Raw genomic sequence first — 26,095 nt, forward strand, 5'->3', positions numbered from 1 at the left:
CTATTATGAGTGCATCTATTATTCTAGGTATCGAGTCTTCTTGTGACGACACTTCTGCAGCCATCATCAGCGGTAGCAAAATCCTGTCCAACATTGCCGCCAACCAGGCCATCCACAACGAGTATGGCGGTGTGGTGCCCGAGTTGGCTTCCAGAGCGCATCAGCAAAACATCATCCCTGTGGTGGAAAAAGCATTTTCCAAAGCAAATATACAACAAAATGATATTTGCGCGATCGGTTTCACGCGCGGTCCCGGACTTTTGGGATCACTGCTCGTAGGAACTTCTTTCGCCAAATCTCTGGCGATGAGCCTGGACGTGCCTTTGATCGAAGTGAATCATTTGCAGGCGCATATTTTGGCACATTTTATAGACGATGCCAATCCAACGCCGCCGACTTTTCCTTTCCTTTGTTTGACGGTTTCTGGTGGTCACACGATGATTGTTTTGGTAAAAGACTATTTCGATATGGAAATCATTGGAAAAACGATAGACGATGCAGCAGGCGAAGCGTTTGACAAAATCGGAAAGATCTTCGACCTCGATTATCCAGCAGGACCAATCATCGACAAATTGGCAAAAGAAGGAAATCCTGATGCATTCCAGTTCAACAAACCGAGAATGGAGAATTACGATTACTCCTTCAGTGGGATCAAGACTTCTGTACTCTATTTTATACAGAAAGAAGTGCGGAAGAATCCGGATTTCATCAAGGAAAACCTGAATAATCTTTGCGCATCTGTCCAAAGATCGATCATTGAAATCTTGATGAACAAATTGGAAAAAGCTTCTGTTGACCTTAATATAAAAGAAGTTGCAATTGCCGGCGGTGTTTCTGCCAATTCAGTTTTGAGAAAAGCAATGGAAATTAATCAGGAAAAACTGGGTTGGAATATCTTCATCCCAAAATTTGAATATACGACAGATAACGCAGCGATGATCGCGATTGTTGCCAAATTGAAATATGAACGTGGCGAGTTTACTGATATTAGGACGACGGCGACGGCGAAGTATGATTTATGATATATTGGCATAAAAACTTCGCAATGAAAATAGTTAAATCATCATTTATCATTTTCTTAGGAATTGTAATTATTACATCGATAAAAACGTACTTCTTTTCCGAATGGACTTTTACAGATAGGTTATATTATAATTTATTTTGGGCAACACATTATTCATCATTTGTCTTATGCTTTTTTAGTTTATTAATAATATTTTTAAAGCAAACACCTCCAAAAATTTTATGTGTCTTAACTGCAATTATAATTTCATATTTTATTTTTGACATTCAATTTAATCCGATTGACACTAGTAAATATCCTATTGATAAAAAAGTTCTCTTTAAAAATGAAAATAAAAAAATTATTGTTAGAGAAATGAACAAAGGAAAATCAAATGAAATGATAAAAGATACCGTTAATGTAAAAGACATTTTCATCTTCCGAAAAATACTGTAAAAACTTCCACTGATCCAATGTCAATATTACTAAAACACATATCTGGGAAGTTTACAGATATAAAAATTAAAGCTAACGCTACATAAAGTCTATGAAAATATTATTAGAAGAAAAACAACTCGGAACACATTCCAAAAAGAATTCAAAATATTACTGGATTTTAGAAACGATTACGGGGAAAAATGAAAACGCAGAAGGATCTGACGAATTTGAACTGACAAGCTCCGAGACTGGCTATATTCAAAATATCAAAGAGGAAATTCTGGAGACGATCAATTCTGAAAATGTTTTCAGCTTTGCCTACGAACCAAAAGAAGGTGACTTCTTGTCCATCAAAAACAACTTGCGAAAATTTGAATATCTGAATCTTATTTTCATTAATGGAAGTTGGAAAGAAGAAGTCTATATGTGTTCTCTGCGGGAGTGTGATACAGATATTTACACGACCATGAAAACAGGTGTTGCATTTCTGAGTGAAAATGAAATCGCATTTTAAAACATCAATTATAAAATCTTCGCCACCATCATTTTTCGCATTGAATTTCAAACTATAAAACTTATTTTTGCATCAAAATAAAAAGTTATGGCTTCAGGATTCTTCGCAATCTTAGATGATATTGGTGCATTGATGGACGACATCGCAGTCACCAGTAAACTCGCAACAAAAAAAACAGCCGGAATCCTCGGCGATGACCTTGCAGTCAATGCGGAGAAAGCAACCGGTTTCCTTTCATCTCGTGAAATCCCGGTTTTGTGGGCAATTACCAAAGGTTCTTTCATCAATAAGCTGATCATTCTTCCTCTGATTTTTCTCCTGAAGTGGCTGTACGAACCAGCCATCAACTATATTCTGATTCTTGGCGGTGTCTATTTGGCTTACGAAGGCATGGAGAAGATCGTTGAATTTCTATTTCACCGCGAGAAAAAAGGTCACGAAGTAGTTCAGGAAAGTACTTTGCCGGAAGAGGACGAGAATTCGGAAAAGTCGAAGATCAGTTCGGCGATCAAGACCGATTTTATCCTTTCTTTGGAGATTGTCATTATTGCTTTGGGAACTGCGCTGGAAAAACAGCATCCTTTGATTACCCAGATCATCAGTGTTTCTTTTGTAGCTATCATCGCAACAGTCGGTGTTTACGGACTTGTAGCATTGATCGTCAGAATGGATGACGCCGGATTTTTCCTTCAAAAAAAATCTAACAACCAAGGTTTTCTGAACGGACTTGGGCAGGTTCTTATCAAAGCTTTGCCAATTGTCATCAAGGTTCTTGGCGTTGTTGGAACTATCGCTTTGCTTTTGGTTTCTGGCGGGATCTTTCACCATTACATAGATGCTGTTCATCATTGGGTTTCAGAAAAGATTCCAGCCAATATTCCTGAGCAAGTGCCACAATTTGGATTGGGGATTGTGTTTGGATTGATAGCGGTTTTATTGGTGACAATTGGTAAGAAAATATTTTCTGCAATGAAACCTGCTAAGAAATAACATACACTTTTGTCATTCCGTAGGAATCTCAACGCGATTTAAAAGTTTAGATTCCTACGGAATGACAAATAATCTGCAAATAATTAATATAAAATGAAACTTTTCTTTGGACAGATCTTCCCCGAAATTCTAATTGATTCCGATGAACAACAGCACATCGCAAAAGTTCTCAGAATGCGCGAAGGTGAAGAGATCTACTTGACAGATGGAAAAGGAAATCTTGCCAAAGGAACACTAATTTTCGAGGGCAAAAAAGTAACGCTCAACGTTTCCGAGGTCAAAGAAAATCTGCCTGATTTTTCACCAAGACTTCACATCGCCATTGCGCCAACGAAGAACATCGACCGAATAGAATTTTTCCTGGAAAAAGCAGTGGAAATGGGAATTTCTGAAGTTAGTTTTATCCAAACCGAACAAACCGAGCGAAAGAACATCAGCATCGATAAATTGAGAAAACAAGCGATCAGCGCTTCGAAGCAAAGTTTGCGTTCTCACTTTCCAAAGGTGAATGACCTACAAAAGTTTTCTGAGTTTATGAAAAATCTAAATCCTGAAAATACTTTTATCGCACATTGTAATGAGAATTTGGAAAGAATTAATTTGAACGCGCTTCGGCCCTTCGACTCCGCTAAGGATGACCATTCGAGCGATGTCAGTCTGAGGCTCTCGAAGACATCTTCAGAACTAACATTCCTTATCGGTCCGGAAGGTGACTTTTCTGATAAGGAAATTCAGCTATTGGCGGAAAAAGGTGTCAAAGCAGTTTCGCTTGGAAATCAGAGATTGAGAACGGAAACAGCGGGAATTTTTGTAGCCGCCTGGAATTATAATAAGATGTTCTGATATTTAACTTGAATTATTTACAATAAAAATTATTTCCTTTCCAGACCGAAAGGATTTTTTTATATTTATAGGTAAACAAATTCACAATGAAAGACCTTTTTGTAAAACGTTTCCAATATTACAAAAACATCGGAGACAAGACCTTAGCTCAACTTTCCGAGGAACAATTTTTCTGGCAATACAATCAGGAAAGCAATTCGGTAGCAATCATTATAAAGCACGTTGCAGGAAATATGTTGTCGCGCTGGACCAATTTTTTGATAGAAGATGGCGAGAAGAATTGGCGAAACCGGGACCTGGAATTTACAAACACCTTCAAAACAAAAGACGAAGTTTTGGAATATTGGGAAAAAGGCTGGCGTTGCCTTTTCGAAGCGTTGAATCAAATCACGGATGAAAATATCAATGCAACGATCTACATCCGAGGCGAGGCACATTCTGTTCTAGATGCGGTTTTCAGACAACTCGCGCATTATCCTTATCACGTTGGTCAAATCATTTATATTGGAAAAATGATGAAAGATCAAGATTGGCAAACACTTTCTATCGCCAGAAATAAATCTGAAGATTTCAATCAAGAAATCCATTCAAAATTTGATGGACAAGAAAATGCTTCTCCCGTTTGTTTTGCGAAGAGTGATGAAGTACGAGATGATTTTAAGGTTTAGGATATTTGAATTTTACATTAAAACTCAGTATCAAAAAGTGAAGTGCTGAGAAAATGATTTCTAATCAATTTTTTTAATTTAATAATTTTCCTGTAAATACCTTGCTAAAATTTGTTCCCCACTTTGAATAGAATTCACTGCCCAGCGGATTTTCATTTGAAGCAATTTTTCTTCGGACAATTTGTAATCGATGTTGGATTTGAGGAGTTTTTGCTTGAGTTCGTACATACAAATGGCTGCCGCTACAGAAACGTTGAAACTTCTCGTGAATCCGAACATTGGGATTGCTAAAGTTTCATCAGCAAAATCCAGCAGTTCGTCCGTTGTACCTTCCCATTCTGTTCCGAAGACCAAAGCCAATGGTTCATCAACTTTGTAATCCGGGAGCATTTTTGCGTTGTTCTCGGCAGAAACGGCGACAATCTTGTAACCTCGGTTTTTGATCAGTTTTAATGACTCTATCGTTCTGGGCATTTTCTCGACCTCGACCCACGTGTCTGCGCCTTTGGTGACTTTGAGGTTGGGTTCGAAGAAGTTTTCTTTTTCCATTGCCACAACTTTATGAAATCCGCAAGCTTCCACGCTTCTGACAATTGCAGCAGCGTTTCGGAATTGGTAAATATCTTCCATTACCGGCAAAACGAAATCTGAACTTTCTTGAGAGTAATGTTCAATCTTAGCGAGGCGCTCTGGTGTTAGAAAAGTTTGAAGATATTCGTAGGTGGAATTTGGGTTCAAGGTTTTGGGTTTAAAGTTGGTGGGTGCAAATTTCGTGATTTTTATTTTTATAAAATGCAGATTTTGAACGCAAAGTCCGCAAAGTTTTCCTTGGACATTATCGAAATATTTTAAGGTTGGCAAAGGCGCTGATGCTCAGCATAGAAGTAATTATTTCTCGCAGATTGGGCGGTTTTTGCAGATTCAGAGCCTGTTTAAAAATGATTAAAAAATAAAATTTTGAAAGCATTTTTCTTTTCCCCAACCCTAAAGGGTGAAAAAACGCCTTGAAAATTTCATCAAAATTACTCCCTTTAGGGTCGGGGAAATAATTTTGATGAAATTTAAACAGCCTCTCAAAAAAAACAATTTTGTCATTCTTTATAAATCAAAACAATTTGGATTGACTTCTTTAATACTGAATTGGGCTTTCTGCGGAACGACAAACTTTATATTTTAATCTGCAAATACCAATTGGATAACTAAATCCCTAGCCCTGATGGGAACGGCATCCTTTTTTGTTTTTCTGTGGCCCACGTTGTTTGGAATGACAAACGTTCTGAAAAACAAAAAAGATATAGTGGACAGCAGGATCAAGCTCCTAAAAATTACTTCAAATGGGGAAAAACCTCTTCTGAGTTGGAAACTTCAAAAGAAAAACCCCTTCAAAGTTTGAAACTCTGAAGAGGCTGAGGAACAAAAAAGCGGTAAAAAAAAATTACCGCTTTCTATATTTATTTCTTTTTGTTTTGTTGCTGTGCCTGCTGTTGTTGTGCCTGCTCCATCATCTCTCTCATTCGCTTTTGGAACTTACCTTCTTTCTTCGGTTCCTTTTGCTTGTTGGCCTGAATCTGCGCGTGGATCTTTTTCTCATCCAAGATGAAATATTTGATGACCAAGATGATCACAATGTTGATCGCATTGGATACGAAGTAGTACCAAGATAGACCAGAAGCTGAACTGTTCAGGAAGAATAGGAATGTGATCGGGAAGATGTACATCAACACTTTCATATTTGGCATTCCTTCTTGCTGAGGCTGTTGGATGTTTCCGGAAGTCATCACGGTGTAGATCAAGATCACAACCGTACAAGCCAAAGCGAAAATACTCAAATGCTCACCTAATAATGGCACTTTGAATCCGAATTTGATCACATCATCGTAAGCCGTCAAATCCGGTGCGAACCAGAAGCTCTTGCCTCGAAGGTCGATCATATTCGGGAAGAATCGGAAGAGTGCATAGAACAACGGGATCTGAACCAAGGCTGGCAAACAACCCGCCATCTGATTCACACCGGCTTTCCTGTAGACCGCCATCGTTTCCTGTTGTTTTTTCATTGGATCCGCGTCCTTGAATTTGGCATTCACCTCATCGATCTCTGGACGAATGACCTTCATCATTGCACTGAGTTTGTGCTGTTTGAACATGACCGGAGACAAGATCAACTTCACAATGATCGTCATCCAGAAAATGGCCCAACCTGCTGCAACGCCCCAAGATGAGATCAAATTGTACAACGGCATGAAGACATATCTGTTCAATGATCCGATGAATGACCAACCTAATGGCAAGATCTCGTCGAAGTTTTTGTCGAATGACTTCAGCAACTCCATATCCAATGGCATGAAGTACCAAGTGAAGTCTTGATTCAATTCGTTTCCAGCCAAGTTGACCTGACCATTGTAATTGAATTTCTTCAAGAACTCACCTTCTTCGATGATCTCTTGATTTCCTTTTGATTTTGTGAATCCGTTCTTAGCCTCGATTACGGCAGAGAAAAACTGTTGTTTCACACCGATCCAGTTAAGCGTTTCATCTGGCTCATTCATATCGGTACGAGCGTCGTAATCGTAGTCTTTATAATTGTTGAAAGAGTAGGCAAACTCTGTGTGAGTTTCCTCCTGCGATCTTCCTTTTTCTGCACCTTTTACTGTGTAATCCCAGATAAATTCAGCTTTGCCATCGTTTACCAATGTTGCCAAACCTTGTGTTTTTACTTGGAAGTCTACCGTATATTTTGCTTTAAGCGTGTAAACGAATTGAATTACAGCAGTTCCGATCTTCGAGGTCAAGGTAACGGAGTTTCCTGCAACAGTTGGCACAAAGACGAGATCCTTGGTATTGAAAACCTTGTTGGTTTTGTCTTTGAACTGGAAGCCATAGCTTGCGTTGTTGTTGCTGAAAAGATAAAGTGGTTTTCCACCGAAAGCTTCATATTTATTCAGTTTTACGGAGCTCAATTGTCCACCAATGCTAGAGAACTCAAGTGCTAGTTCGTCATTCTGAAGATTGACCTTCTGCACAGAAGCTGGCGTCACAGTTGCGGCATTCAGGTTGGTAGCAAGCGGTTTTGCTTTGGTCGTCTGCTCTGTTTTTTTGGCATCAATGGCCAGTTGTTCCTGCTCGGCTTTCGCGTTTCGGTTTTGGAAATAAAACATAAAACCGATAAGAATCATAGAAAAAATACCGAAGCTGATCAGCTGGCTTTTATCTAATCCGTTGTTTTGCTGCATTATAGAATATAATTTAAAGTTTAAGATTTGAAATTTGACTTGACCCTTCGACTCCGCTCAGGATGACAATTCATTAATTCAAAATCTACATCATTTTGGTCTGCAAAAATAGGATTTATTTTTCAGATTCTGTTATAAAGACGATTAAGGAAAGGAATTACTTTTTAGAAATTAAAAGTGGAAAATATTTCCCAGAAGATTTCAAGCATTCTCATTTGATATTTTACTAATTTAGTAATCAAAACACAACTGAATGAAAAAAAACAACCTGCTAAATAAGGTGGCCGAATTTTTCACATCGCCGTCATCAAAAAAAACCTCCAGCAAGAAGATTACTGGATTCCAATTAGCAAAATCATTAGTCATTCTAATGTTCATTTTCAATTGTTTTTCTTTCTCCAACGCACAATCGAAGCCGTTTTCTGCTTATGAAAAAACCCTGGATACAATCGTTAAAAAATATGATCCCAAACATCCCAATTATAAATTCCTCAAACTTTTTGTTGATAACTTCAAAAATGCCAAAAAAACCGATGCCGAAAATCTTACAAAAATTGTGACTGGGATTGGATTTTATTTGGATTATGACAATACAGATCTGGACATCTATCCTGCCATCTTCAGTCATAGAAATGGGAAAGTAGATATCTCCGGACTCCGCTCTCCCACTACAAAAAAACCGAGCGAAGAAATGAAAGAATATGCTAACATTTATCTAAATAATTGGAAAGAAATTGGACAAACAAAAACTTTCAAATGGTTGATCACGCATGTTCCCGCTGCAAATAGTTTGCTGACGGAAATGACCTACGAACACAAGGTCAATAGCTATGATGATGTTTCCTTCATCCGTGGCGACAACGATTGGATGTATGCCGTCAGCTTCGGGAATTATGGAATTGGAATGTACGCTTTCAAACTAAGTATGGCAGATGAAGAAATATCTGGATCTGCAGTGATTGAAAAAATCAAGGAAGAAAAAGATGCAGAATTTCGGATCTTCTTAGACGAATATCCATTTGCCCATTATTCAAATAGCGTGGATATCTTGGTCAATCATCTTCGCGAGCGCAGTTCGTTGAGTAAAGATCAATCATTTTTGAGAAATACAGAAAGCATAAAGAAAGAATTAGATCGAGAAAAACTGGCAAATTACGCTCCAATGCTTAATTATCTTTTAGAATATAAATTCCCATCTGAAATGTTGGTTGATGGTAATGTAAATATAGATAAATACGGTCTAAAACATTTCTCCGCTCACACTTTGGGCGACTACTATTTTTCCCAGAAAAACTACAGCAATGCCATTGATCTTTACAAAAAATCAGTGTTGAATTTTCCGCCTGATAATGACGATGATGAGATCCGAAGTGATACCAATAATGCGCTTCTTTCGATTGCCAAAGCCTATCATCATCAAAACAAACGCAATGAATCTTATGCTTCATTCCTAGGTATTCTTTTTTCTGAAAATGAACTGACTCGGGTTCAAAGTCAAATATTAACTCAATACCTGACGGACAGTAAGGAAGATAAAAAACTTTTCAAAGCTGATCTGGAAAAAGCGATAATGAGTATCAAAAAGATGAAGGGAAACTATTATTCTTTCAACTTTAGAAAATCAGAAAGTTTCTTCTACACTGAGAGATCTGTTGAAAACAAGAACGATGAAATTAAAAAAAGTAATTTTTACAGATCGTTGAATTAACATTAATATTAAAACAAAAAAAACAGCTGTGAAAATCAATTCACAGCTGTTTTTTTAATTTAAGTAAGTTTTATTTTCCTTTGACCGCAGCGCTGATAAACGCTTTGAATAATGGATGCGGCGTTGCCACCGTACTTTTATATTCTGGGTGATATTGAACACCAACGTAGAAAGGATGATCTTTCAATTCCAAGGTTTCCACCAATTCTGTTTCTGGATTGAATCCTGTTGGTACCAAACCTTTTTCCTCGAAATCTTTTTTGTAATCACTGTTGAACTCGTATCTGTGGCGGTGACGTTCTGAGATGGTTTTTGCACCGTAGACCTCTGCTAATTTGGAACCAGCTTTCAATGCACATTTCCAAGCACCAAGACGCATCGTTCCGCCTTTGTCCACTACGTTTTTCTGTTCTTCCATCAAAGAGATCACTGGATCTGGCGTAGACGTATCGAATTCCATACTGTTGGCTTTGCTCAGTTGCAAAACGTTTCTAGCAAACTCGATCGTCATGATCTGCATTCCAAGACAAATTCCCAACAATGGTACTTTGTTCTCCCTTGCATATTTGGCCGCCTGGATCTTACCTTCGATCCCGCGATCTCCAAAACCAGGTGCGACCAAAATCCCGTCTACATCTTTGAGTAATTTTTCAGCACCTTCTGCCTCGATGTCACCACTGTAAACCCATCTTACCTTCACTTCGGTCTCCATATCGGAACCTGCGTGGATAAATGCTTCTGCAATCGATTTGTAAGAATCCTGAAGAGAAACATATTTACCGACCAAGGCAATCTCGACAGTTTTCTTTGGATTTTTATATTTCTTAAGGAAAGTTTTCCAATCCTTTAAGTTTGCATCTTTTCCTACCGGAAGATTGAGTTCATTCAACACAACCTCGTCGAAATTTTGTTTTTGTAGGTATAATGGCACTTCGTAGATCGTATCCATATCGATACATTCGATGACGTTTCCTAAACCTACGTTACAGAATTGCGCCAGTTTCGCCTTTTGCTCTTTTGGAATCGTGTGTTCTGTTCTGCAAACCAAAACATCTGCCTGGATCCCGCTTTCCATCAATTGACGAACGGAATGTTGGGAAGGTTTTGTTTTCAGTTCTCCACTTGAAGCTAAATATGGCAACAAGGTCAAATGGATCACCATTGAATTGTTTTTGCCCAATTCCCATTGCAATTGACGAACACTTTCGATATAAGGAAGCGACTCGATATCACCAACCGTTCCACCAATCTCTGTGATGATGATGTCATAATCCTTTTTGGAAAGCATCTTGATCCTGCGTTTGATCTCGTTGGTAATATGTGGAATGACCTGAACGGTTTTCCCTAGGAAATCACCTTTACGTTCCTTTTCGATAACGGTTTGGTAGATCTTACCTGTGGTAACGTTGTTGTTTTGGGAAGTTGGACTGTCTAGGAATCTCTCGTAATGTCCAAGGTCAAGGTCTGTTTCTGCACCATCTTCGGTCACATAACATTCGCCGTGTTCGTAAGGATTGAGGGTTCCCGGATCGATATTGATATAAGGGTCAAGTTTTTGGATAGTCACTTTAAAACCTCTCGATTTTAATAGAAGTCCCAAAGAAGCGGAGACTATTCCTTTACCCAGTGACGATGTCACACCTCCTGTCACAAAGATGTATTTCGTTTCTTTTTTACTCATTAGATTAGGTTTGTGCAAAGTTAAAGCATCTGGAGTTAACCTGCAATTCTCAGCGGAAAAATAAAAAGAGCGGATAGAAATCTACCCGCTCTTTTCGATTAAAATTATAAAAACACAAATGATTATTCTTTGATGAATTTGAAGGACTTCACCAAACCATCCACGTTGGCTCTGATGATGTAAGTTCCTTTGGTCAAATTAGATAATTCGATCTTGCTGTCTGACAAATTCTCTACGGATCTCACCTTTTGTCCAGCAACATTGTAAACCTCAACTTTCGAAATATCTTTTGCGCCGTTGAAATTAAGAACATTCTTCACCGGATTTGGATAGATGGAAACTCTGTTTTTGCTGATATCAGAAGTTGCCAAAGATTCTTTCACATCTAGCATATAATCTTCTGACTGTCCGTACAATGCTGTTTCATTATTACAAGAATCGGTAGAAGAAACATCCCAGTTGAGGACCACTCTCATTCTAGTTTTACCAGTAAGAGCCACAGCTGGCACAGCGATATCGCCTGTGATTTGAGCGCCATCTTCTCCGTCAGACGTCATTGCACCCACTTCATAAACTTCACCTGCATCTGTGAAAGTTCCATTTTGATTCCAGTCGATGAAAACAGAAGCATAGTCATAACCAAAATTGGTATTGGCCTCTAGAACAAACGGATACTGGCTACCTTGGTAAACCTCGCCCACTTTGTCTAGGAAATATTCGTTTGCGCTGGCAGAATAAGGGTCAGAACTATTATCGATTCCTGCAAACTGAACTTTTGTGATAGAATCAACACCCCACTGTGGTGAAGCTGAACAGTACAAATCTTTTACAGTCACCTGGAAAGAACATACATAGACTACTTTCCCATCTGCATCTACCAGATTATGAACAACATTGGTCGTTCCAATCGGGAATTGTGCACCTGATTCGAATCCTGAGACCAAAACCGTTGTCAAACCTGCCGAAGGAGATGAGCCACAGACAATTGGCAAAGTATAATTCACAACCGCAGAAGTCTGAGTCACGTTGGCAATAGTTACTTCTGTATTCTCTGGGCAAGTGATTGCACAATCATTGGTTCCAAGCAATAAATTATTTAAATTAACAATCCAGCCGCCAGCAAAGAAAGGTGGAATCGTATTATCAAATCCACAAACGAAATTACCGTTCGGAGAGATATTCATCCCTGTTCCCAATTTACCATCTAATGTGGTGATAGTTACGCCATTTCTAATTAGAACGTCTTTAAGGAAAATAGGACCAGAACCTAATGAAGGATGGTAGATGATAACCTCTCTGTTACCTGCATCGCCTGCATATCCCAATGCAATCCCATTCTCTGAAACAGAAGTGAAAACCGCTCTGTTAAATCCAGCTGGTGGACTGAAAGATTTGTAAATCCCAGTCATAATATCATAGATGAAAGGCTTTGTACCTTTGTAACCTACAATCAAACCTGCATTGTTGATATCTGCAGCCTCACCATTTTCAAGTGTTCCCATATCGATGTAATGAATCGTTCCATTGGGCTCGAAATAAGCAGGAAGCCACAAAGTCCCCGTGGTAACAAGGTCTTCTCTGTCCGCAAAACCAGCGACGATTCCGCTGTTGTTTACCGCTTCTCCTCTACCATTGACGTAAGTATTATCACCGGAAAGTTTGGTAAGCGTATTGGTTTCTGTATCGTAGATGAAAGGCCAGCTTGTAAATCCTGATGCTCCAATCTGTCCGGTCACATACTTGCTGTTCTGTGAGATGTCGTTGGCGTTAGAAAATGAACTGCTGCTAGGCGTTTCTCCTGCGAAATAATCGATGTTGTACCAAGTTCCATTTTTTCTGTAAGCGGACATCGCAATACTTTCTTCTTCAGAAATGACGATTGCAGTTGCTCCAGCAATATCACCTGCATTGTTCATACGGTTGGTAGCCTGCCCACCTTCTGTAGGTGTGGTTTCATTGGTCGTATAATTGTAATATGCACCAGAATGGATGGCGTTTCCGCTGTCGTTGACATCATAAAAACGAGCACCCATCTCGTCTATTAATCTGAATTCCATTTGTTGTGCCTTCAAACCTGTCATCGCAGTGATAGCAAGTAAAAGTAGATAGACTTTTTTCATAATTATTCTTAAATATTAAAATGTGAAATTTTCATTAAACTTATTTGTACAATTTTAAGTCTTAATCATCCCAAATCCTAAATTTTATCTTTTCGAATTCGTGAATTTAGAAAGTATCAATTATTTAAAATATTAATAATCAAATCATTAAAAACAAAGCTTTATTGATTCTATATTATCAATGAAATCGTAAAAATCGTGTATTTCACAAATAAAAAAGCTATTTTTGTGCTATGCGACGATTGCTTTTTCTATGGTTGATTTTTTTTTCCGGCGTCATTCTGACCTCGGCACAAAGCAACCCAGAAACTTTGCAACTTTTGGACAAGGCTTACAAAAGTCTTTACGAAAATCCCGACAACGCATTTCAAATCCTTCAAAACATTGATGAGAATAAGGAATCAGAACTCATCAGACAGCGCGTCCAAATCCTGTCGTCTCGAGCCTACAATTTCAAAGGTGATTATGCCAAATCCATCGAGCAATCCATTAATAAAAATCTGAAGGAAAATAGAAACGACAACGCTTCTTTCTACGCCGATTATGCCTTGGCGCAACAATATCAGTCATTAAGGCTTTACAAACAATCCATCAGAATTTCGCAAAATCTGGTAGACAATGCTTCGAAGATAAAATCCCAGCGTTACCCCGAAAACTTGTTGGCTTACATTTATCAGTTGAATGCTTCCAATCTGATGGTTCAGAAAAAATGGAAAGAAGCACAGGAAAACCTGAAGCAAAGCAATGCGTTACTGAAAGATTCGGATGAGGATTTTATCATTTCGATAGAAAATCAGATTTATGAGACCTTCCTTTATATTTCTCAAAATCAAATTGATAAAGCGGAAAAAACAGCGAACGAAATTCAGACGAAACTTAATAAAACACCGCAATATATTTTCTTGAGAGCTTTCAATCTGGATAATTTGGGAAGGATTCATTTCCTTAAAAAAGAGTATCAAAAATCGACAGAAAATCTGAATCAAGGTTTGGAATTGATTCAAAATAAATCTTACGATGCGCTCAAAAACAGAATCTACGATGATTTGTCTAAGAATTATCTGGCATTGAAAAATGAAGCATTGTATCAAAAATATTACTCCATTTACAAAGAGCAAACCGATAAACTCGACAAAAATAAAAAAGAAGCTATCAGGAATCTCGTCAAACTGAATGACCAATACGAAAATCAACGCATTGAAGATTCTCACAAAAACTTCACAACGAATATTCTAATCATTTCCATCATTTGTTTGATTGGAATCGCAGCGATTATTTTCTTCAGCATTTCTGAAAAGAGAAAGACAAAATCCATCCAAAAACAAATCGATTTCGACTTGAAACAACAGGAATTCAGCAAGAAAATCGAAGAGAAAGAAATCATCAAAACCGAAAAAACCGAAACTGAAATCTCCAAAAAACCAGTCGTCATCTCCAAGGAAAAAGAAGCGGATATCTTGGCAAGACTTGAGGAATTCGAGAAATCTGAAAACTTCCTGAGCAAGGAAATGTCACTCGCCGTACTCGCCGGACAACTGGAAACGAACACCAAATATCTCTCGGAAGTCATTAACAAATACAAAGAAAAAAATTACAACAACTACATCAACGAACTCAGAATCAACTACATCGCTTATCTTTTGAAAACCGATTCGGCTTACCTTAATTATAAAGTAAGCTATCTGGCAGAGAAAGCCGGATTCTCTTCCCACAGCGCTTTTACGACCGTTTTCAAATCCGTAACTGGCATTTCGCCAAACACTTACATTCAGCAATTGACACAGAACAAAAAATGAAACGCTTCCTTTTCATATTCATCCTTTTCTCATTTACCGGAATTTTCAAATCCCAGTACAACGAGGCATTGTACAAAAAAGCGTTTTCCTATGTCTACGAAAATCCCGACAACGCCATCCAGCTTGTAGAGAAAATGCTAAAAGGTGAAAAAGATACAGACAACACCATCAAGCTCTATCAGCTGCTTTCCAGAGTTTATATGTCCAAGCGGGATTTCGACAAATCTTTGGATTGCGTCCTGAAAATGAAGGAGCTCAGCAAATCTATTTCCAATCCGGAACAAAAAATCAAAATCCTAAACTCCATCGCTTTGCAGTACCAAAATATGGGACTTTACAGCAAAACGATGGAATCTCTGGACGAATATTACAAGCTTTGCCAAACCTTGCCAGATGGGAAATTCAAAACCTTGTATCTTGGATTAAATTCCGCAGTTCGAGGTTTGGTTTATAAAAATCAGGACAACAATGAGTTGGCTTTGGAGAAATTCTTCACCGCTTTAGATTACATCAAAAAAGTCGGCAATTACGAGAATTCCATCGCCAACAGCAGCGTCATTCTGTACAATGTCGGCTACAGCTATTTTTATCTCAAAAAATATAATGAGGCGGAAAAATACTTCAGACAATCCGCAGAGGTCGCCAAAGCCGTTCACGCAGAGAGTTTGGAAGCTTTTGCCTACAAAGGTTTGTCGGAGAATTACACCGTCTTGGGAAAACACCAGGAAGCGATTGAACTTTTGAAAAAATCTGTCAATCTGTCCAAAAAAGTCGGCGACCTTGTCTTGAGTGAAGGAATTTATAAAGGTTTTTCGGACAATTATCTCGCACTTCAAGATTGGAACAATTATGAAGTGTACAACAAACTGTACATCGAGACGAAATTTGCAAGGGAACAAAGCGAACTCGCCTCTCTCAACAAAAGCATCGATGTGCTGAATCAGGAAAACAACAAAAAAATCGAGGAGCAAAAAGGCAGACTGAGAATCATAAGTTCCGTCATCATCGCCATTTCTGCCGCCGTATTTATTTGGTTTCTTCTTAATTTTATCAAACACAAGCGACGCAACAAATTATTAATTGAAAAGCTGAATCAAATCAACAAAATCACCAACTAAAGAATGAAGAATATTTTCGACCAAAACGATACGAGCCATTTCATCAAGAGAATCAATGCGCTTACGGAAGATTCTTTCCCAAAATGGGGCGTGATGTCCGTAGACAAAATGCTGGCACACTGCAACATCACCTACGAACTCATCTACGAATCCGAAAAACACAAGAAACCAGGCCTTATCACCAAATGGATTCTGAAACGCTTCGTCAAATCAACGGTCGTGAGCGAAACGCCGTACAAACACAACTCGCCAACTTCCGCAATGTTCGTCATCACAGACAACAAAAGTTTCGAGGACGAGAGAAAACGCATCATCGGATTCATCCAGAAAACCCAGCAGTTGGGCGCAGACGCGTTCGAAGGGAAAGAAAGTTTCAACTTCGGAAAACTCACTTCTACCGAGTGGAACAATATGATGGCCAAACACCTCGACCACCATTTGCAGCAATTTGGGGTTTAGAATTTGAGCAGCTTTTGACTACGTCGAATAGCAATTTGTCATTATTTTTATGGCAGCTATTTCCGCCTTCCACTCCCGCTATTTTTTGCCTTCGCTCTTCCAGCCACAAAAAAATGAGCTCCGTTCAAGTCGGGCTGCGAGTGATTCGCCGTTCCAATCACCATTAAATCAAACCATATGAAAAAACTCGTCTTTGTTTTAGTACTAATTTTTGGCTTCACATTTTTCAACGCTCAGAACATTGAAAAAGAACTCCAAAACAACAGTGAACTTTTCACCGGAAAAATCGACGATTCTGCCACTCTGAAAGTTCTTTTCGAAACCGTTTCTTCCGAAAATCCAAAATTAGGCAGTTACAAAGTCACAGGATATTCCGACGTCGAAGGAACAAAAGCCGACTTCGAAGGGACAATCACTTTCAATCCCACAAAAAGTAAAAACTCAAAAGAAAGGGTCAAAATCTACGATTTGAAACTCTCGGAAAAAGGAACCGGAAAACACAACGGCATTTTCACAGGAGAACTCACCACCAAAAAATCATCAGAAAAAAACCAATTGAAATTCGAAGGAACTTGGCAAAATTATGGAAACACTTTAAAATTCCCTTTCTATTTCAATAATTAATTGTCAGGCTGAGTCTCTCGAAGCCATTTTATCATAAAAATTCAAAAATGAAACTTTTCACACCTATAAAATTCAGAAACATAGAACTGAAAAACCGAATCGTGATGTCGCCAATGTGTATGTACTCTGCAGTAGAAGGCGTTGCGAATGATTTCCATTTCGTGCATTACGGCAGTCGTGCACAAGGCGGCGCCGGACTTATCATTGTGGAGGCAACCGCCGTAGAACCGCGCGGGAGAATCACTAACAAATGTCTTGGAATCTGGAATGATGAACAAGCTTTGGCTTTGAAAAAAATAGTCAATTTCGTTCACGAAAACTCGGAAAGCAAAATCGGAATCCAGCTGGCTCACGCCGGCAGAAAAGGTTCTATCTCCACAGAAACCAACCGTCAATTGGATTTGGAAGAAGGTTGGGAAACCATCGCACCAAGCCCGATTCCGTTCCATCATTCAGAAAGAACGCCACACAAATTGACTGTTGAAGAAATCAAAGAATTGGTAGAAGATTTCCGAAAAGCTGCAAAAAGAGCCGTTGACGCAGGTTTTGATGTCATAGAAATCCACGGTGCGCACGGATACTTGATTCACCAATTCTTGTCACCACTTTCCAATGCAAGAACCGACGAATACGGTGGAAATTCAGAAAACCGCTCAAGATTCTTAATGGAAATTGTGGACACAGTGAATGCTGAAATCACAAACGACATTGCACTTTTCGTAAGAATCTCCGGAACAGAATACGCAGAAAACGGTTGGAATGTGAATGACAGCGCAGAACTCGCCAAAGTTTTAAAAACCAAAAATGTAGATTTGATAGACGTTTCCAGCGGTGGAAACATCAATGGTGTAACGATTCCATTGAGTCCAGGTTACCAAGTTCCACTGGCAGAAGATGTGAAGAAAATCGCAGAAATAGATACAGCCGCAGTTGGACTCATCACCACAGCTGAACAAGCCGAAGAAATCCTGAAAAGTGGTCAAGCAGATTTGATTTTCCTGGCAAGAGAGATTCTGAGAAATCCATATTTTGCAGTGCAGGCAGCTTGGAAAAATAATGAGGAGAATTTCTATCCGCACCAGTATTTAAGAGCGAAACCAGCGAAGTAATGATACTTGCACAAATCTTACATTCTCTGTTTTTTATTTTTGTGAGCTATGTTCTTTATTTGAAGTATAATAATGGAGTTGTAAAACCAAGTTATATCTACTCAATTGTTTTCTGTGGTTTACTCCTTTTTGTCTTTAATTATTTTTTCAAAGGATTATCAAACAGATTGTTTCTGTTTTTATTAATGTTTTCGCTTTCGTTTGTAATACTTCAGTTTATGAAGAAGTTTGTGAATGTCTTCGGAAATAATGAAGAGTTAGCAAAACGAAAACAATTGAAAGTAAATGTTTTATCTGTTCAAGATTTCGTATTCAAAAAATTATTTATCGGACTAATATGTTTTTATCAACTATTGCTCATTTGGGTTCCCGGAATTTTTGAGAAAATGATGGAAAATCAATAATAAAAAAGACTTAACGAATTCTCGCTAAGTCTTTTTTATTTTATCTAATACTGAAAATTCCTAAAAGCTTCCAGCGTCTTATCAATCTCCGTATCGCCAATTGCAGACGAAATAAACCAGGTTTCATAACCACTCGGCGGAAGGTAGATTCCCTGTTTCAAAACCTGATGAAACAGATTGTTGAACAAGCCAATATTTGAATTATTCACCTCATTAAAATTACTCGCAGAGGTCACATCAAAGAAAATCGACATCATACTTCCCTTTCGATTGATTCTGTGTTTTATGCCCTTCTCATTCAGGATTTTTCCAATCTCGAAATCTAAGGTTTCTGTCGTTTTTGCTAATTTATTATAGAATTCTGGGTCTTGTTTTATTAGTTGCAAAGTTTTTAGTCCAGCCCGCATCGCCAAAGGATTTCCGCTCAAAGTTCCGGCTTGGTAAACGTTTCCTCTTGGCGAAAGGTAATTCATAATTTCGTTGCGTCCAGCAAATGCACCAACTGGCAATCCGCCACCAATCACTTTTCCGTAAGTCACCAAATCGGCTTTCACATTCAAAGCTTCCTGTGCGCCACCAAATGCCAATCGGAAACCGGTCATCACCTCATCAAAAATCAAAAGTGCACCATTCTCATCACAGATTTTTCTAAGGTTTTGAAGGAAATTATTCTCCGGCAAAATACAACCCATATTCCCAGCAATCGGTTCTACGATGATGCAGGCAATCTGTTCCGGATTCGCTTTGAAAAGGTCTTCAACTTGCTCAAAATTATTATATTCTGCCAACAAAGTATCTTTCGCAGTTCCTTGCGTTACGCCTGGCGAATTGGGGCTTCCAAACGTTGCCATTCCACTTCCCGCCTGAATCAAAAACGAATCCGAATGCCCGTGGTAACAGCCTTCAAACTTGATGATTTTCTCTCTTCCAGTAAATCCTCTTGCCAAACGAATCGCGCTCATACAAGCCTCAGTTCCGGAAGAAACCATTCTGATTTGGTCAACATTCGGTACATTTTCTACGATGTACTTTGCAATTTCGGTTTCCAATTCTGTTGGCGCTCCGAAAGAAAATCCTTTCTCCGCCTGCAATTTCAAAGCTTCCAAAACTTCTGGATGCGTGTGTCCCAAGATGGCTGGTCCCCAAGAATTGATGTAATCGATGTAGTTTCTGTCGTCCTCATCGGTCAGGTAAGCACCTTTGGCAGACTTCATAAAAAGTGGAACGCCACCCACAGATTTGAATGCACGAACTGGCGAATTCACACCGCCAGGAATATATTTGTACGCCTCTTCAAAAAGCGCTGAACTTCTTTGGTATAACATTGTTGTTGATAGTTGTTGGTTGATAGTTGTTAGTTTTAATTCTAATTTCTAACATCTGGTTTCTAAATTCTAAGACCTCGGTTTCTTATTCTGAAGATAAATCAATTGTCCGGATTTCGGCTGTTCACCTTGGTTCATCCTGTTTTTGCTATAAAGTTTTTTCTCCTTGATGGCAAATTTCTGAGCAATATCGTGCATCGTTTCGCCCGTTCCAGCTTTGTAAGTCGCCTTGTTTCCTGATGAATTTTTACCTTCCAGGAAGATGATGTCGTTCTTCGCCAGTTTAGAACTTTCCAATTCGTTGTACTTCATCAGACGTTTTTCGCTGATTCCAAACTTCTTAGAAATCTCAGAAATATCCGCATCCACAGGCATTATGAAAAACTTAAGACCATCATTCGGATGATTCTTGACTAAGATATTTTTCAGAAGCGCCGTTCTCGTTTTAGAATCTACGATTTCCGACACTTTATTCTGTTGTTTGGCGTAGGAACCTTGCGTGTAATCCACTTTGATGGTTGGCGGAGCAACTTTGTCATTTTGTTTTTCCTGACCCAATTGCGCCATAAAAACCGCATCGTTGTTCAGCGCAGGATACAATTTCAAGATGGCATAATAAACCTCATCTTTGCTCGTCTTATCAAATTCATACAATTTGTACCGCTCGATTTTATCAATCAAAATATGCGCATATCTAGGATTCGTCGCATAGCCCGCCTTTTTCAGTCCGTGCGCCCAAGCCTTGTAATCCTTCGCATCCAGCTTGAACAATCCGACATAATATTTTCGCGTCGCCAAAAAAATCGAATGGTCTTCATAAGACTGCTTCGGGTCGTCATACACGCGGAAACACTCGTTGGGAGCGTCGTCCGTGTGTTTCATTGTTTTTCCCGTCCAGTCTTCTTTGCATTTGATTCCGAAGTGGTTTTTCCCTTGTTGCGCCAGTCGGCTTTGTCCGCCTCCGGTTTCCAAAAGTCCCTGAGCCAAAGTGATGCTCGCTGGAATCTTATATTTCTCCATTTCTTCCACCGCGTACGGCGCAAATTTTTGGATATATTGGTCTTCCGTTTTCCAGGTTTGCGCTTTCACCAAGCCTAAAACACCCAAAAAACCAATCACTAATAACTTTCTCATATTTATTTTTTACAAAATACTTTTATTTTTCAGGAGCTTGTTGACCAACGTCGAATAGCAACTTGACAGTTCTTATTTGGAGCTATTTCCCGCTATCCACTATTACTCCTCGCGCCAAAGCTTTACCCAGCTCTTGCTGTGGGGTAACCGTTACTATCGGGGCTATGGGTTTCCTAATTCTTTTCAAGATTTGTCTTTAAAAATTTCCCCATCCAAAACTCCACCAACCCCTTCAGAGTTTGAAACTCTGAAGGGGTTTTCGTCCTGCTATTACAGATTCAAACTTATCAATTCTCTTCCTTTATTCTTCAAAAACAAATTCGCTCCTTTGATGCCTTGCAATCCGCCGGTATGAAAAGCCAAAACCTTTGAACCTTTCGGGAAAAATCCTTTTTGTGCCAATTCAAAAATGGTTTGCATTAGCTTTCCAGTATAAATCGGGTCCAGCGGAATCTGATATTCGTCAAAGAACCAATTTATAAAACGGACATTCTCTTCTGATATTTTGCCATAGCGGTTTTCATCCGCATTTACCAATTCGAAGTTTCCCTTTCCGCTCCATTCCAGAATTGTCTTTTCCAGCGAATCATCTCTTACAACCTTGATGCCTAAAACCTTTTGACCAGCTTCCGCAAATTTGGAAATCCCGGCAATTGTTCCGCCGGTTCCAACTGCGGTGCAAAGATAATCAAAATCTTTGGTGTCGTTTCCCAGCATATATTGCACCCCTTCCACAGCCGATTCATTGCTTCCACCTTCCGGAATAATTAATGAATTCGGATATTGATTTGAAAAATTTTCAGTTAGCTTTTCTTTGTTCTGATAATCTTCTCTTGACACAAAATGAAAATCCATTCCGTTTTTTGAGGCTTCGGAAAGTGTGGGATTTTCTTGCCAATTATTTTCCAATTCATTTCCGCGGATGATTCCAACGGTCTTGATTCCAAACTCTTTTCCAAAAGCAGAAACCGATGCAATGTGATTTGAAAATGCGCCACCAAAAGTAATCAACAATGGATTTTGAGGTTTTGATTCCAGATATTGGTTGACGTTTAGGAAGAGTTTCCAGAATTTGTTTCCAGAAATTTTTTGATGAATGAGGTCTTCTCTTTTGACGAAAATCTGGACATCAAAATTGGTTTCGATTTCTGTGATGGGGATTTTATGTTCAGGGATTTGAAGCATCTTCAAAATTACTGATTTTGATTTAGAATTGCGTTTTATTTGTCAGATAAACCACCCCGTCTTCCAAATTTTACAATTTGGAATCCACCCCTCCAAAGGAGGGGAATGTTGGAATGTTCAATTAATCTGAAAACTTGGTTTGGATGTCAAAATCCATAGCCCCGATAGTAACGGTTACCCCACAGCAAACCTTGGGTAAAGATTGGCGCGAGGAGTAATAGTGGATAGCGGGATTAAGCTCCTAAAAAATTCAGAAAACAAAAAATCCACCGAAAATGGTGGATTTTGTGTGGTGTGATTTCTGAGAATTATTTTGTTCTCTCGATGATTTTTTTGACTGCTTTTACGACAGCTTCTGCATCGATTTCGTACTTTTTCATCAACTGTGCCGGCGTTCCAGATTCCCCGAAGGTATCGTGAACGGCTACAAATTCTTGAGGTGTTGGTCTTCTTCTGGACAACATTCCAGCGATGGATTCGCCCAAACCGCCAAGGAAATTGTGCTCTTCTGCTGAAACTAATTTTCCTGTTTTCTCTACAGACTTAAGGATGATTTCTTCATCCAACGGTTTGATCGTGTGGATGTTGATAACCTCGCAAGAGATTCCTTCCTTCTCCAACTCTTCCACCGCCAACAAAGATTCCCAAACCAAATGTCCGGTTGCAACGATGGTAACGTCTGTTCCTTCTTGCAAAAGAATTCCTTTTCCGATCTCGAAAGGCATATCTTCTGGAATGAAAACTGGAACCACAGGACGACCAAATCTCAGATAAACTGGGCCTTCGTGCTCTGCTGCGGCCAAAGTTGCGGCTTTGGTCTGGTTGTAATCGCAAGGATTGATAACCGTCATCCCGGGAAGCATTTTCATCATTCCGATGTCTTCCAAAACCTGGTGTGTTGCGCCATCTTCGCCCAAAGTAACTCCAGCGTGGGAAGCTGCGATTTTCACATTTTTGTTTGAATAAGCAATCGACTGACGGATCTGGTCATAAACTCTGGACGTTGCAAAATTGGCGAAAGTACCAGCGAAAGGAATCTTCCCATTGATCGTAAGACCTGCTGCCAAGCCCATCATATTGGCCTCAGCAATCCCGGTCTGGAAAAATCTTTCCGGTGCTTTTTCTATGAATTTTTCCATCTTCAGAGAGCCTATCAAATCTGCGCAAAGTGCGACAACATTTGGGTTGGTGTCAGCCAATTCTGCCAAACCAGCTCCGAAGCCTGAACGTGTATCTTTTTTTTCTGTGTATGTATATTTCATTTTTTCTTTAATTGATGGTTGAATATTATAATTGATAAATGATGGTTGATAAATGATTTTTACCGTGATTTAATTTACGTGATTAAAAAAATCATTCATCACTTATATTTTATCATTGATAATTAATAATCAGTTGGAGCTTCGAGGTACAATTGTTTGAACGCTGTGTCCAACTGCTCATCATTTGGTGCTTTTCCGTGCCAAGAGTGGCTTCCCATCATATAATCTACGCCGCTTCCCATCTCTGTGTGAAGTATGATCGCTACTGGTTTTCCGTTTCCTGTTTCTGCTTTTGCTCGGTTCAAGATTCCAATCACAGCTTCCAGATCGTTACCGTTTTTCTCTTCTAAAACCAACCATCCGAATGCTTCCAGCTTGGCGTGCAGATCTCCCAATGGCAGGACCGTATCCGTATCTCCATCAATTTGTCTTCCGTTGTAATCTATGGTAGAGATGATGTTGTCCACCTTTTTACCAGCAGCATACATAAAAGCTTCCCAATTCTGACCTTCCTGCAATTCGCCATCACCTTGAAGTGTGTAAACCAAAGAATCATCACCAGCCAATTTTTTCCCTTGCGCAGCGCCTAAAGCCACTGAGAGACCTTGACCTAACGATCCTGATGCTACTCTTACACCTGGCAGACCTTCGTGTGTGGTCGGGTGACCTTGCAATCTTGAATCCAGCTTTCTGAAAGTAGCCAATTCTGCAACCGGAAAGAATCCAGATCTTGCCAAAGTGCTATAGAATACTGGTGAAATATGACCATTGGAGAGGAAAAACAGATCCTCGCCCTTACCTTCCATCGTGAAAGGTAGTTTGTAGTTCATAATTTCCCCATAAAGTGCTACGAAATATTCTGTACAACCAAGAGAACCTCCTGGATGTCCGCTGTTAACATCGTGAACCATTCTAAGAATGTCCCTTCTGATCTGCGTTGAAAGGCTTTTCAACTCTTCAATAGATTTGCTCATTATTTAAGATTTACTTTAATGCGAAATTACTGATTTTTTATGTGTCCTTCCAAGCTGAACTCAACATAATAAAGATGACTTTTTAACAATTAACAATTTTTAATAATAAAAAATGTGAAAACAAAAAACTCCAGCGTTTCCACTGGAGTTTGATTTAATTTTAAAATAATAATTAATTCCCAAATGTGTAGGTAAGACCCAATTGGAAAACACCGTTTCTATAAGATTCATCATTTTCAAAGCCTTCAACATCCTTCACAATATCCGTAACACCAGCAACATATCTGATGTTTGCTCCGAAGTTGGGTGTGAAGTTGTATCCTGCTCCTAAGCCAATACCAAAGTCAAATCCACTGATGTAATCTTTTACATCTTCAGATTCTCCATCATATTTAGCTTTCCCACTGATTAAAAAACTGAATTCAGGACCAGCCTCCAAGTAGAACTGCGGTGTTGCTTTGTACTGGAAAAAGACAGGTATCGATATGTAATCCAAACTCATTCTCGCATCTCCAGGTCCGTCGTAAGCCACACCTTTGCCATTATAAAGTACTTCTGGCTGAAGACTGAAAGTTTCAGCAATTGGAATATTAGCAAAAGCTCCAGCATAAAACCCAAATTTGGCCTTGCTATCTTCTTCATTTGAAATACTGGAAAGATTTGCTCCAGCTTTTAGACCAAATCTTGTCTGAGCGTTCATAGCTCCAAATAGTGCTACAGCGCCGATTAAAATGATTTTTTTCATAGTTTGATTTTTTAAAATGTTATTAAATGTTAAATTAACTTAAAACGTTACTAAATTAATATTTTTTACCAAACTACAAAACAAAATAGATAAAACTTAATCTATGACATTAAAATTATATTCAAACTATTTTTAATGTAGATTATCAGACAAAAAAAAAGCTCCAGCGTTTCTACTGGAGCTTATATTATTTTTAAAAGAAATTTATTTAAGATTTAAATTGAAACCTACAATTACAGCTCCAACTGATTCTTTTCCTGCGATCGGACGGTCATCATAGTATCTTCTGTCATATTTCCCTGAGATACTTTGGTAACCTACGTACAATTCACCAACTGGCATATTATACATAAACTTTGGCAATGCATAAAGACCTCCGTTTACATTTTCGTTGGTTGAAATTCCATAACCCAGGTCTAGACCAACTGCTATCGGCGCACCTGAGAATGAATATTTACCAGAAACTGCTACCGGAATGAATCCGAAGTCATCACCTTTCACTCTTCCTCCAGGATAATCATAGCTTTTACCAATAAAATGGGAATATCCAGTTGCAACACCTAGATCAAAACCTTTTGCAAGATTCCATCTGTAAGCAGCATCAATCCCTAATGTAAAATCTGAATTACCAGTTGTGGGAGCACCAATGTGAGCACCTAATTTAAAACCTTCCTGAGCTTGCGTGAAGCCAAATACTGCAATAGCTGCAGCTAAAAATATCTTTTTCATAGTTTATAAAATTAAATTTCACACAAAACGCACCAA

The 26,095-nt window shown here is 38.9% G+C and carries 23 protein-coding genes; 12 read left to right on the forward strand and 11 right to left on the reverse strand.

Going from position 1 to position 26,095, the window contains the following annotated elements; translation table 11 throughout:
- The first annotated feature begins 5 nt into the window (after window positions 1–5).
- The 6 genes from tsaD to BMW39_RS12010 all read left to right on the forward strand — a co-directional run bounded on the left by tsaD (window position 6) and on the right by BMW39_RS12010 (window position 4,456).
- Entirely contained in the window at window positions 6–1,022 is a 1,017-nt protein-coding gene (gene tsaD / locus BMW39_RS11985) for a tRNA (adenosine(37)-N6)-threonylcarbamoyltransferase complex transferase subunit TsaD (RefSeq protein ID WP_034975708.1), read from the forward strand.
- A 23-nt stretch (window positions 1,023–1,045) separates the two neighbouring features.
- Window positions 1,046–1,459: a hypothetical protein gene (locus BMW39_RS11990; protein ID WP_131474320.1), complete on the forward strand. Its 414-nt coding sequence runs from the start codon at window positions 1,046–1,048 to the stop codon at window positions 1,457–1,459.
- Between the two features lie 91 nt (window positions 1,460–1,550).
- Window positions 1,551–1,955 (forward strand): hypothetical protein, encoded by a 405-nt coding sequence (locus BMW39_RS11995; RefSeq protein ID WP_034975712.1) that lies wholly within the window; start codon window positions 1,551–1,553, stop codon window positions 1,953–1,955.
- Between the two features lie 87 nt (window positions 1,956–2,042).
- The gene (locus tag BMW39_RS12000; RefSeq protein ID WP_034975714.1) at window positions 2,043–2,945 is read left to right on the forward strand and encodes a DUF808 family protein; all 903 of its coding nucleotides are present in this window, start codon (window positions 2,043–2,045) and stop codon (window positions 2,943–2,945) included.
- Window positions 2,946–3,038: 93 nt separating this feature from the next.
- Window positions 3,039–3,788 carry an RsmE family RNA methyltransferase gene (locus BMW39_RS12005; protein ID WP_034975717.1) on the forward strand — a complete coding sequence of 250 codons (750 nt, stop codon included), beginning with the start codon at window positions 3,039–3,041 and terminating at the stop codon, window positions 3,786–3,788.
- An 86-nt stretch (window positions 3,789–3,874) separates the two neighbouring features.
- Window positions 3,875–4,456, forward strand: a complete 582-nt coding sequence (locus BMW39_RS12010) for a DUF1572 family protein (RefSeq protein WP_034975719.1) — start codon at window positions 3,875–3,877, stop codon at window positions 4,454–4,456.
- Between the two features lie 78 nt (window positions 4,457–4,534).
- Here BMW39_RS12010 and BMW39_RS12015 read toward each other — a convergent pair whose 3' ends face one another.
- Together BMW39_RS12015 and yidC are read right to left on the reverse strand one after the other, a co-directional pair.
- Window positions 4,535–5,194: a TrmH family RNA methyltransferase gene (locus BMW39_RS12015; protein ID WP_034976185.1), complete on the reverse strand. Its 660-nt coding sequence runs from the start codon at window positions 5,192–5,194 to the stop codon at window positions 4,535–4,537.
- Window positions 5,195–5,907: 713 nt separating this feature from the next.
- The gene (gene yidC, locus BMW39_RS12020) at window positions 5,908–7,686 is read right to left on the reverse strand and encodes a membrane protein insertase YidC (RefSeq protein WP_034975720.1); all 1,779 of its coding nucleotides are present in this window, start codon (window positions 7,684–7,686) and stop codon (window positions 5,908–5,910) included.
- A gap of 253 nt (window positions 7,687–7,939) precedes the next feature.
- On the opposite strand from yidC, the gene BMW39_RS12025 reads away from it, so the two are divergent.
- On the forward strand, window positions 7,940–9,394 hold the full coding sequence (locus BMW39_RS12025) for a tetratricopeptide repeat protein (protein WP_034975722.1): 1,455 nt from the start codon (window positions 7,940–7,942) through the stop codon (window positions 9,392–9,394).
- A 70-nt stretch (window positions 9,395–9,464) separates the two neighbouring features.
- On the opposite strand, the gene BMW39_RS12030 is transcribed toward BMW39_RS12025, so the two are convergent.
- Together BMW39_RS12030 and BMW39_RS12035 are read right to left on the reverse strand one after the other, a co-directional pair.
- A complete protein-coding gene (locus BMW39_RS12030; RefSeq protein WP_034975724.1) occupies window positions 9,465–11,075 on the reverse strand; it encodes a CTP synthase in 1,611 nt (536 codons plus the stop codon).
- A 122-nt stretch (window positions 11,076–11,197) separates the two neighbouring features.
- Window positions 11,198–13,195, reverse strand: a complete 1,998-nt coding sequence (locus BMW39_RS12035) for a GEVED domain-containing protein (RefSeq protein ID WP_034975727.1) — start codon at window positions 13,193–13,195, stop codon at window positions 11,198–11,200.
- Between the two features lie 233 nt (window positions 13,196–13,428).
- Between BMW39_RS12035 and BMW39_RS12040 the strand changes: the two genes are divergently transcribed.
- The 5 genes from BMW39_RS12040 to namA all read left to right on the forward strand — a co-directional run bounded on the left by BMW39_RS12040 (window position 13,429) and on the right by namA (window position 18,301).
- On the forward strand, window positions 13,429–14,991 hold the full coding sequence (locus tag BMW39_RS12040) for a helix-turn-helix domain-containing protein (RefSeq protein WP_051879923.1): 1,563 nt from the start codon (window positions 13,429–13,431) through the stop codon (window positions 14,989–14,991).
- Window positions 14,988–16,109 (forward strand): tetratricopeptide repeat protein, encoded by a 1,122-nt coding sequence (locus tag BMW39_RS12045; RefSeq protein ID WP_051879924.1) that lies wholly within the window; start codon window positions 14,988–14,990, stop codon window positions 16,107–16,109. Before BMW39_RS12040 ends, BMW39_RS12045 begins: the two co-directional genes overlap by 4 nt.
- A 3-nt stretch (window positions 16,110–16,112) precedes the next feature.
- A complete protein-coding gene (locus BMW39_RS12050; protein ID WP_034975729.1) occupies window positions 16,113–16,568 on the forward strand; it encodes a DUF1569 domain-containing protein in 456 nt (151 codons plus the stop codon).
- A gap of 177 nt (window positions 16,569–16,745) precedes the next feature.
- Window positions 16,746–17,192: a hypothetical protein gene (locus tag BMW39_RS12055; RefSeq protein ID WP_034975730.1), complete on the forward strand. Its 447-nt coding sequence runs from the start codon at window positions 16,746–16,748 to the stop codon at window positions 17,190–17,192.
- A gap of 47 nt (window positions 17,193–17,239) precedes the next feature.
- On the forward strand, window positions 17,240–18,301 hold the full coding sequence (gene namA, locus BMW39_RS12060; RefSeq protein WP_034975732.1) for an NADPH dehydrogenase NamA: 1,062 nt from the start codon (window positions 17,240–17,242) through the stop codon (window positions 18,299–18,301).
- Window positions 18,302–18,749: 448 nt separating this feature from the next.
- Here the strand turns inward: namA and hemL are convergent, their stop codons facing one another.
- The 7 genes from hemL to BMW39_RS12100 all read right to left on the reverse strand — a co-directional run bounded on the left by hemL (window position 18,750) and on the right by BMW39_RS12100 (window position 26,059).
- Complete coding sequence (hemL, locus tag BMW39_RS12070; RefSeq protein ID WP_034975736.1) at window positions 18,750–20,030, reverse strand: glutamate-1-semialdehyde 2,1-aminomutase; 1,281 nt, start codon at window positions 20,028–20,030, stop codon at window positions 18,750–18,752.
- Between the two features lie 69 nt (window positions 20,031–20,099).
- Complete coding sequence (locus BMW39_RS12075) at window positions 20,100–21,164, reverse strand: glucosaminidase domain-containing protein (RefSeq protein ID WP_034975738.1); 1,065 nt, start codon at window positions 21,162–21,164, stop codon at window positions 20,100–20,102.
- Window positions 21,165–21,434: 270 nt separating this feature from the next.
- A complete protein-coding gene (locus tag BMW39_RS12080) occupies window positions 21,435–22,349 on the reverse strand; it encodes a 1-aminocyclopropane-1-carboxylate deaminase/D-cysteine desulfhydrase (protein ID WP_034975740.1) in 915 nt (304 codons plus the stop codon).
- A 308-nt stretch (window positions 22,350–22,657) separates the two neighbouring features.
- Entirely contained in the window at window positions 22,658–23,611 is a 954-nt protein-coding gene (locus BMW39_RS12085) for a transketolase family protein (RefSeq protein ID WP_034975743.1), read from the reverse strand.
- A gap of 122 nt (window positions 23,612–23,733) precedes the next feature.
- Window positions 23,734–24,585, reverse strand: a complete 852-nt coding sequence (locus tag BMW39_RS12090; protein WP_034975746.1) for a transketolase — start codon at window positions 24,583–24,585, stop codon at window positions 23,734–23,736.
- 172 nt (window positions 24,586–24,757) lie between these two features.
- Entirely contained in the window at window positions 24,758–25,330 is a 573-nt protein-coding gene (locus BMW39_RS12095; protein ID WP_034975749.1) for a porin family protein, read from the reverse strand.
- Window positions 25,331–25,534: 204 nt separating this feature from the next.
- On the reverse strand, window positions 25,535–26,059 hold the full coding sequence (locus BMW39_RS12100) for a hypothetical protein (RefSeq protein WP_034975751.1): 525 nt from the start codon (window positions 26,057–26,059) through the stop codon (window positions 25,535–25,537).
- Window positions 26,060–26,095: the final 36 nt, after the last annotated feature.

It is taken from the genome of Epilithonimonas lactis, from assembly GCF_900110605.1.
Classification (GTDB): Bacteria; Bacteroidota; Bacteroidia; order Flavobacteriales; family Weeksellaceae; genus Epilithonimonas; species Epilithonimonas lactis.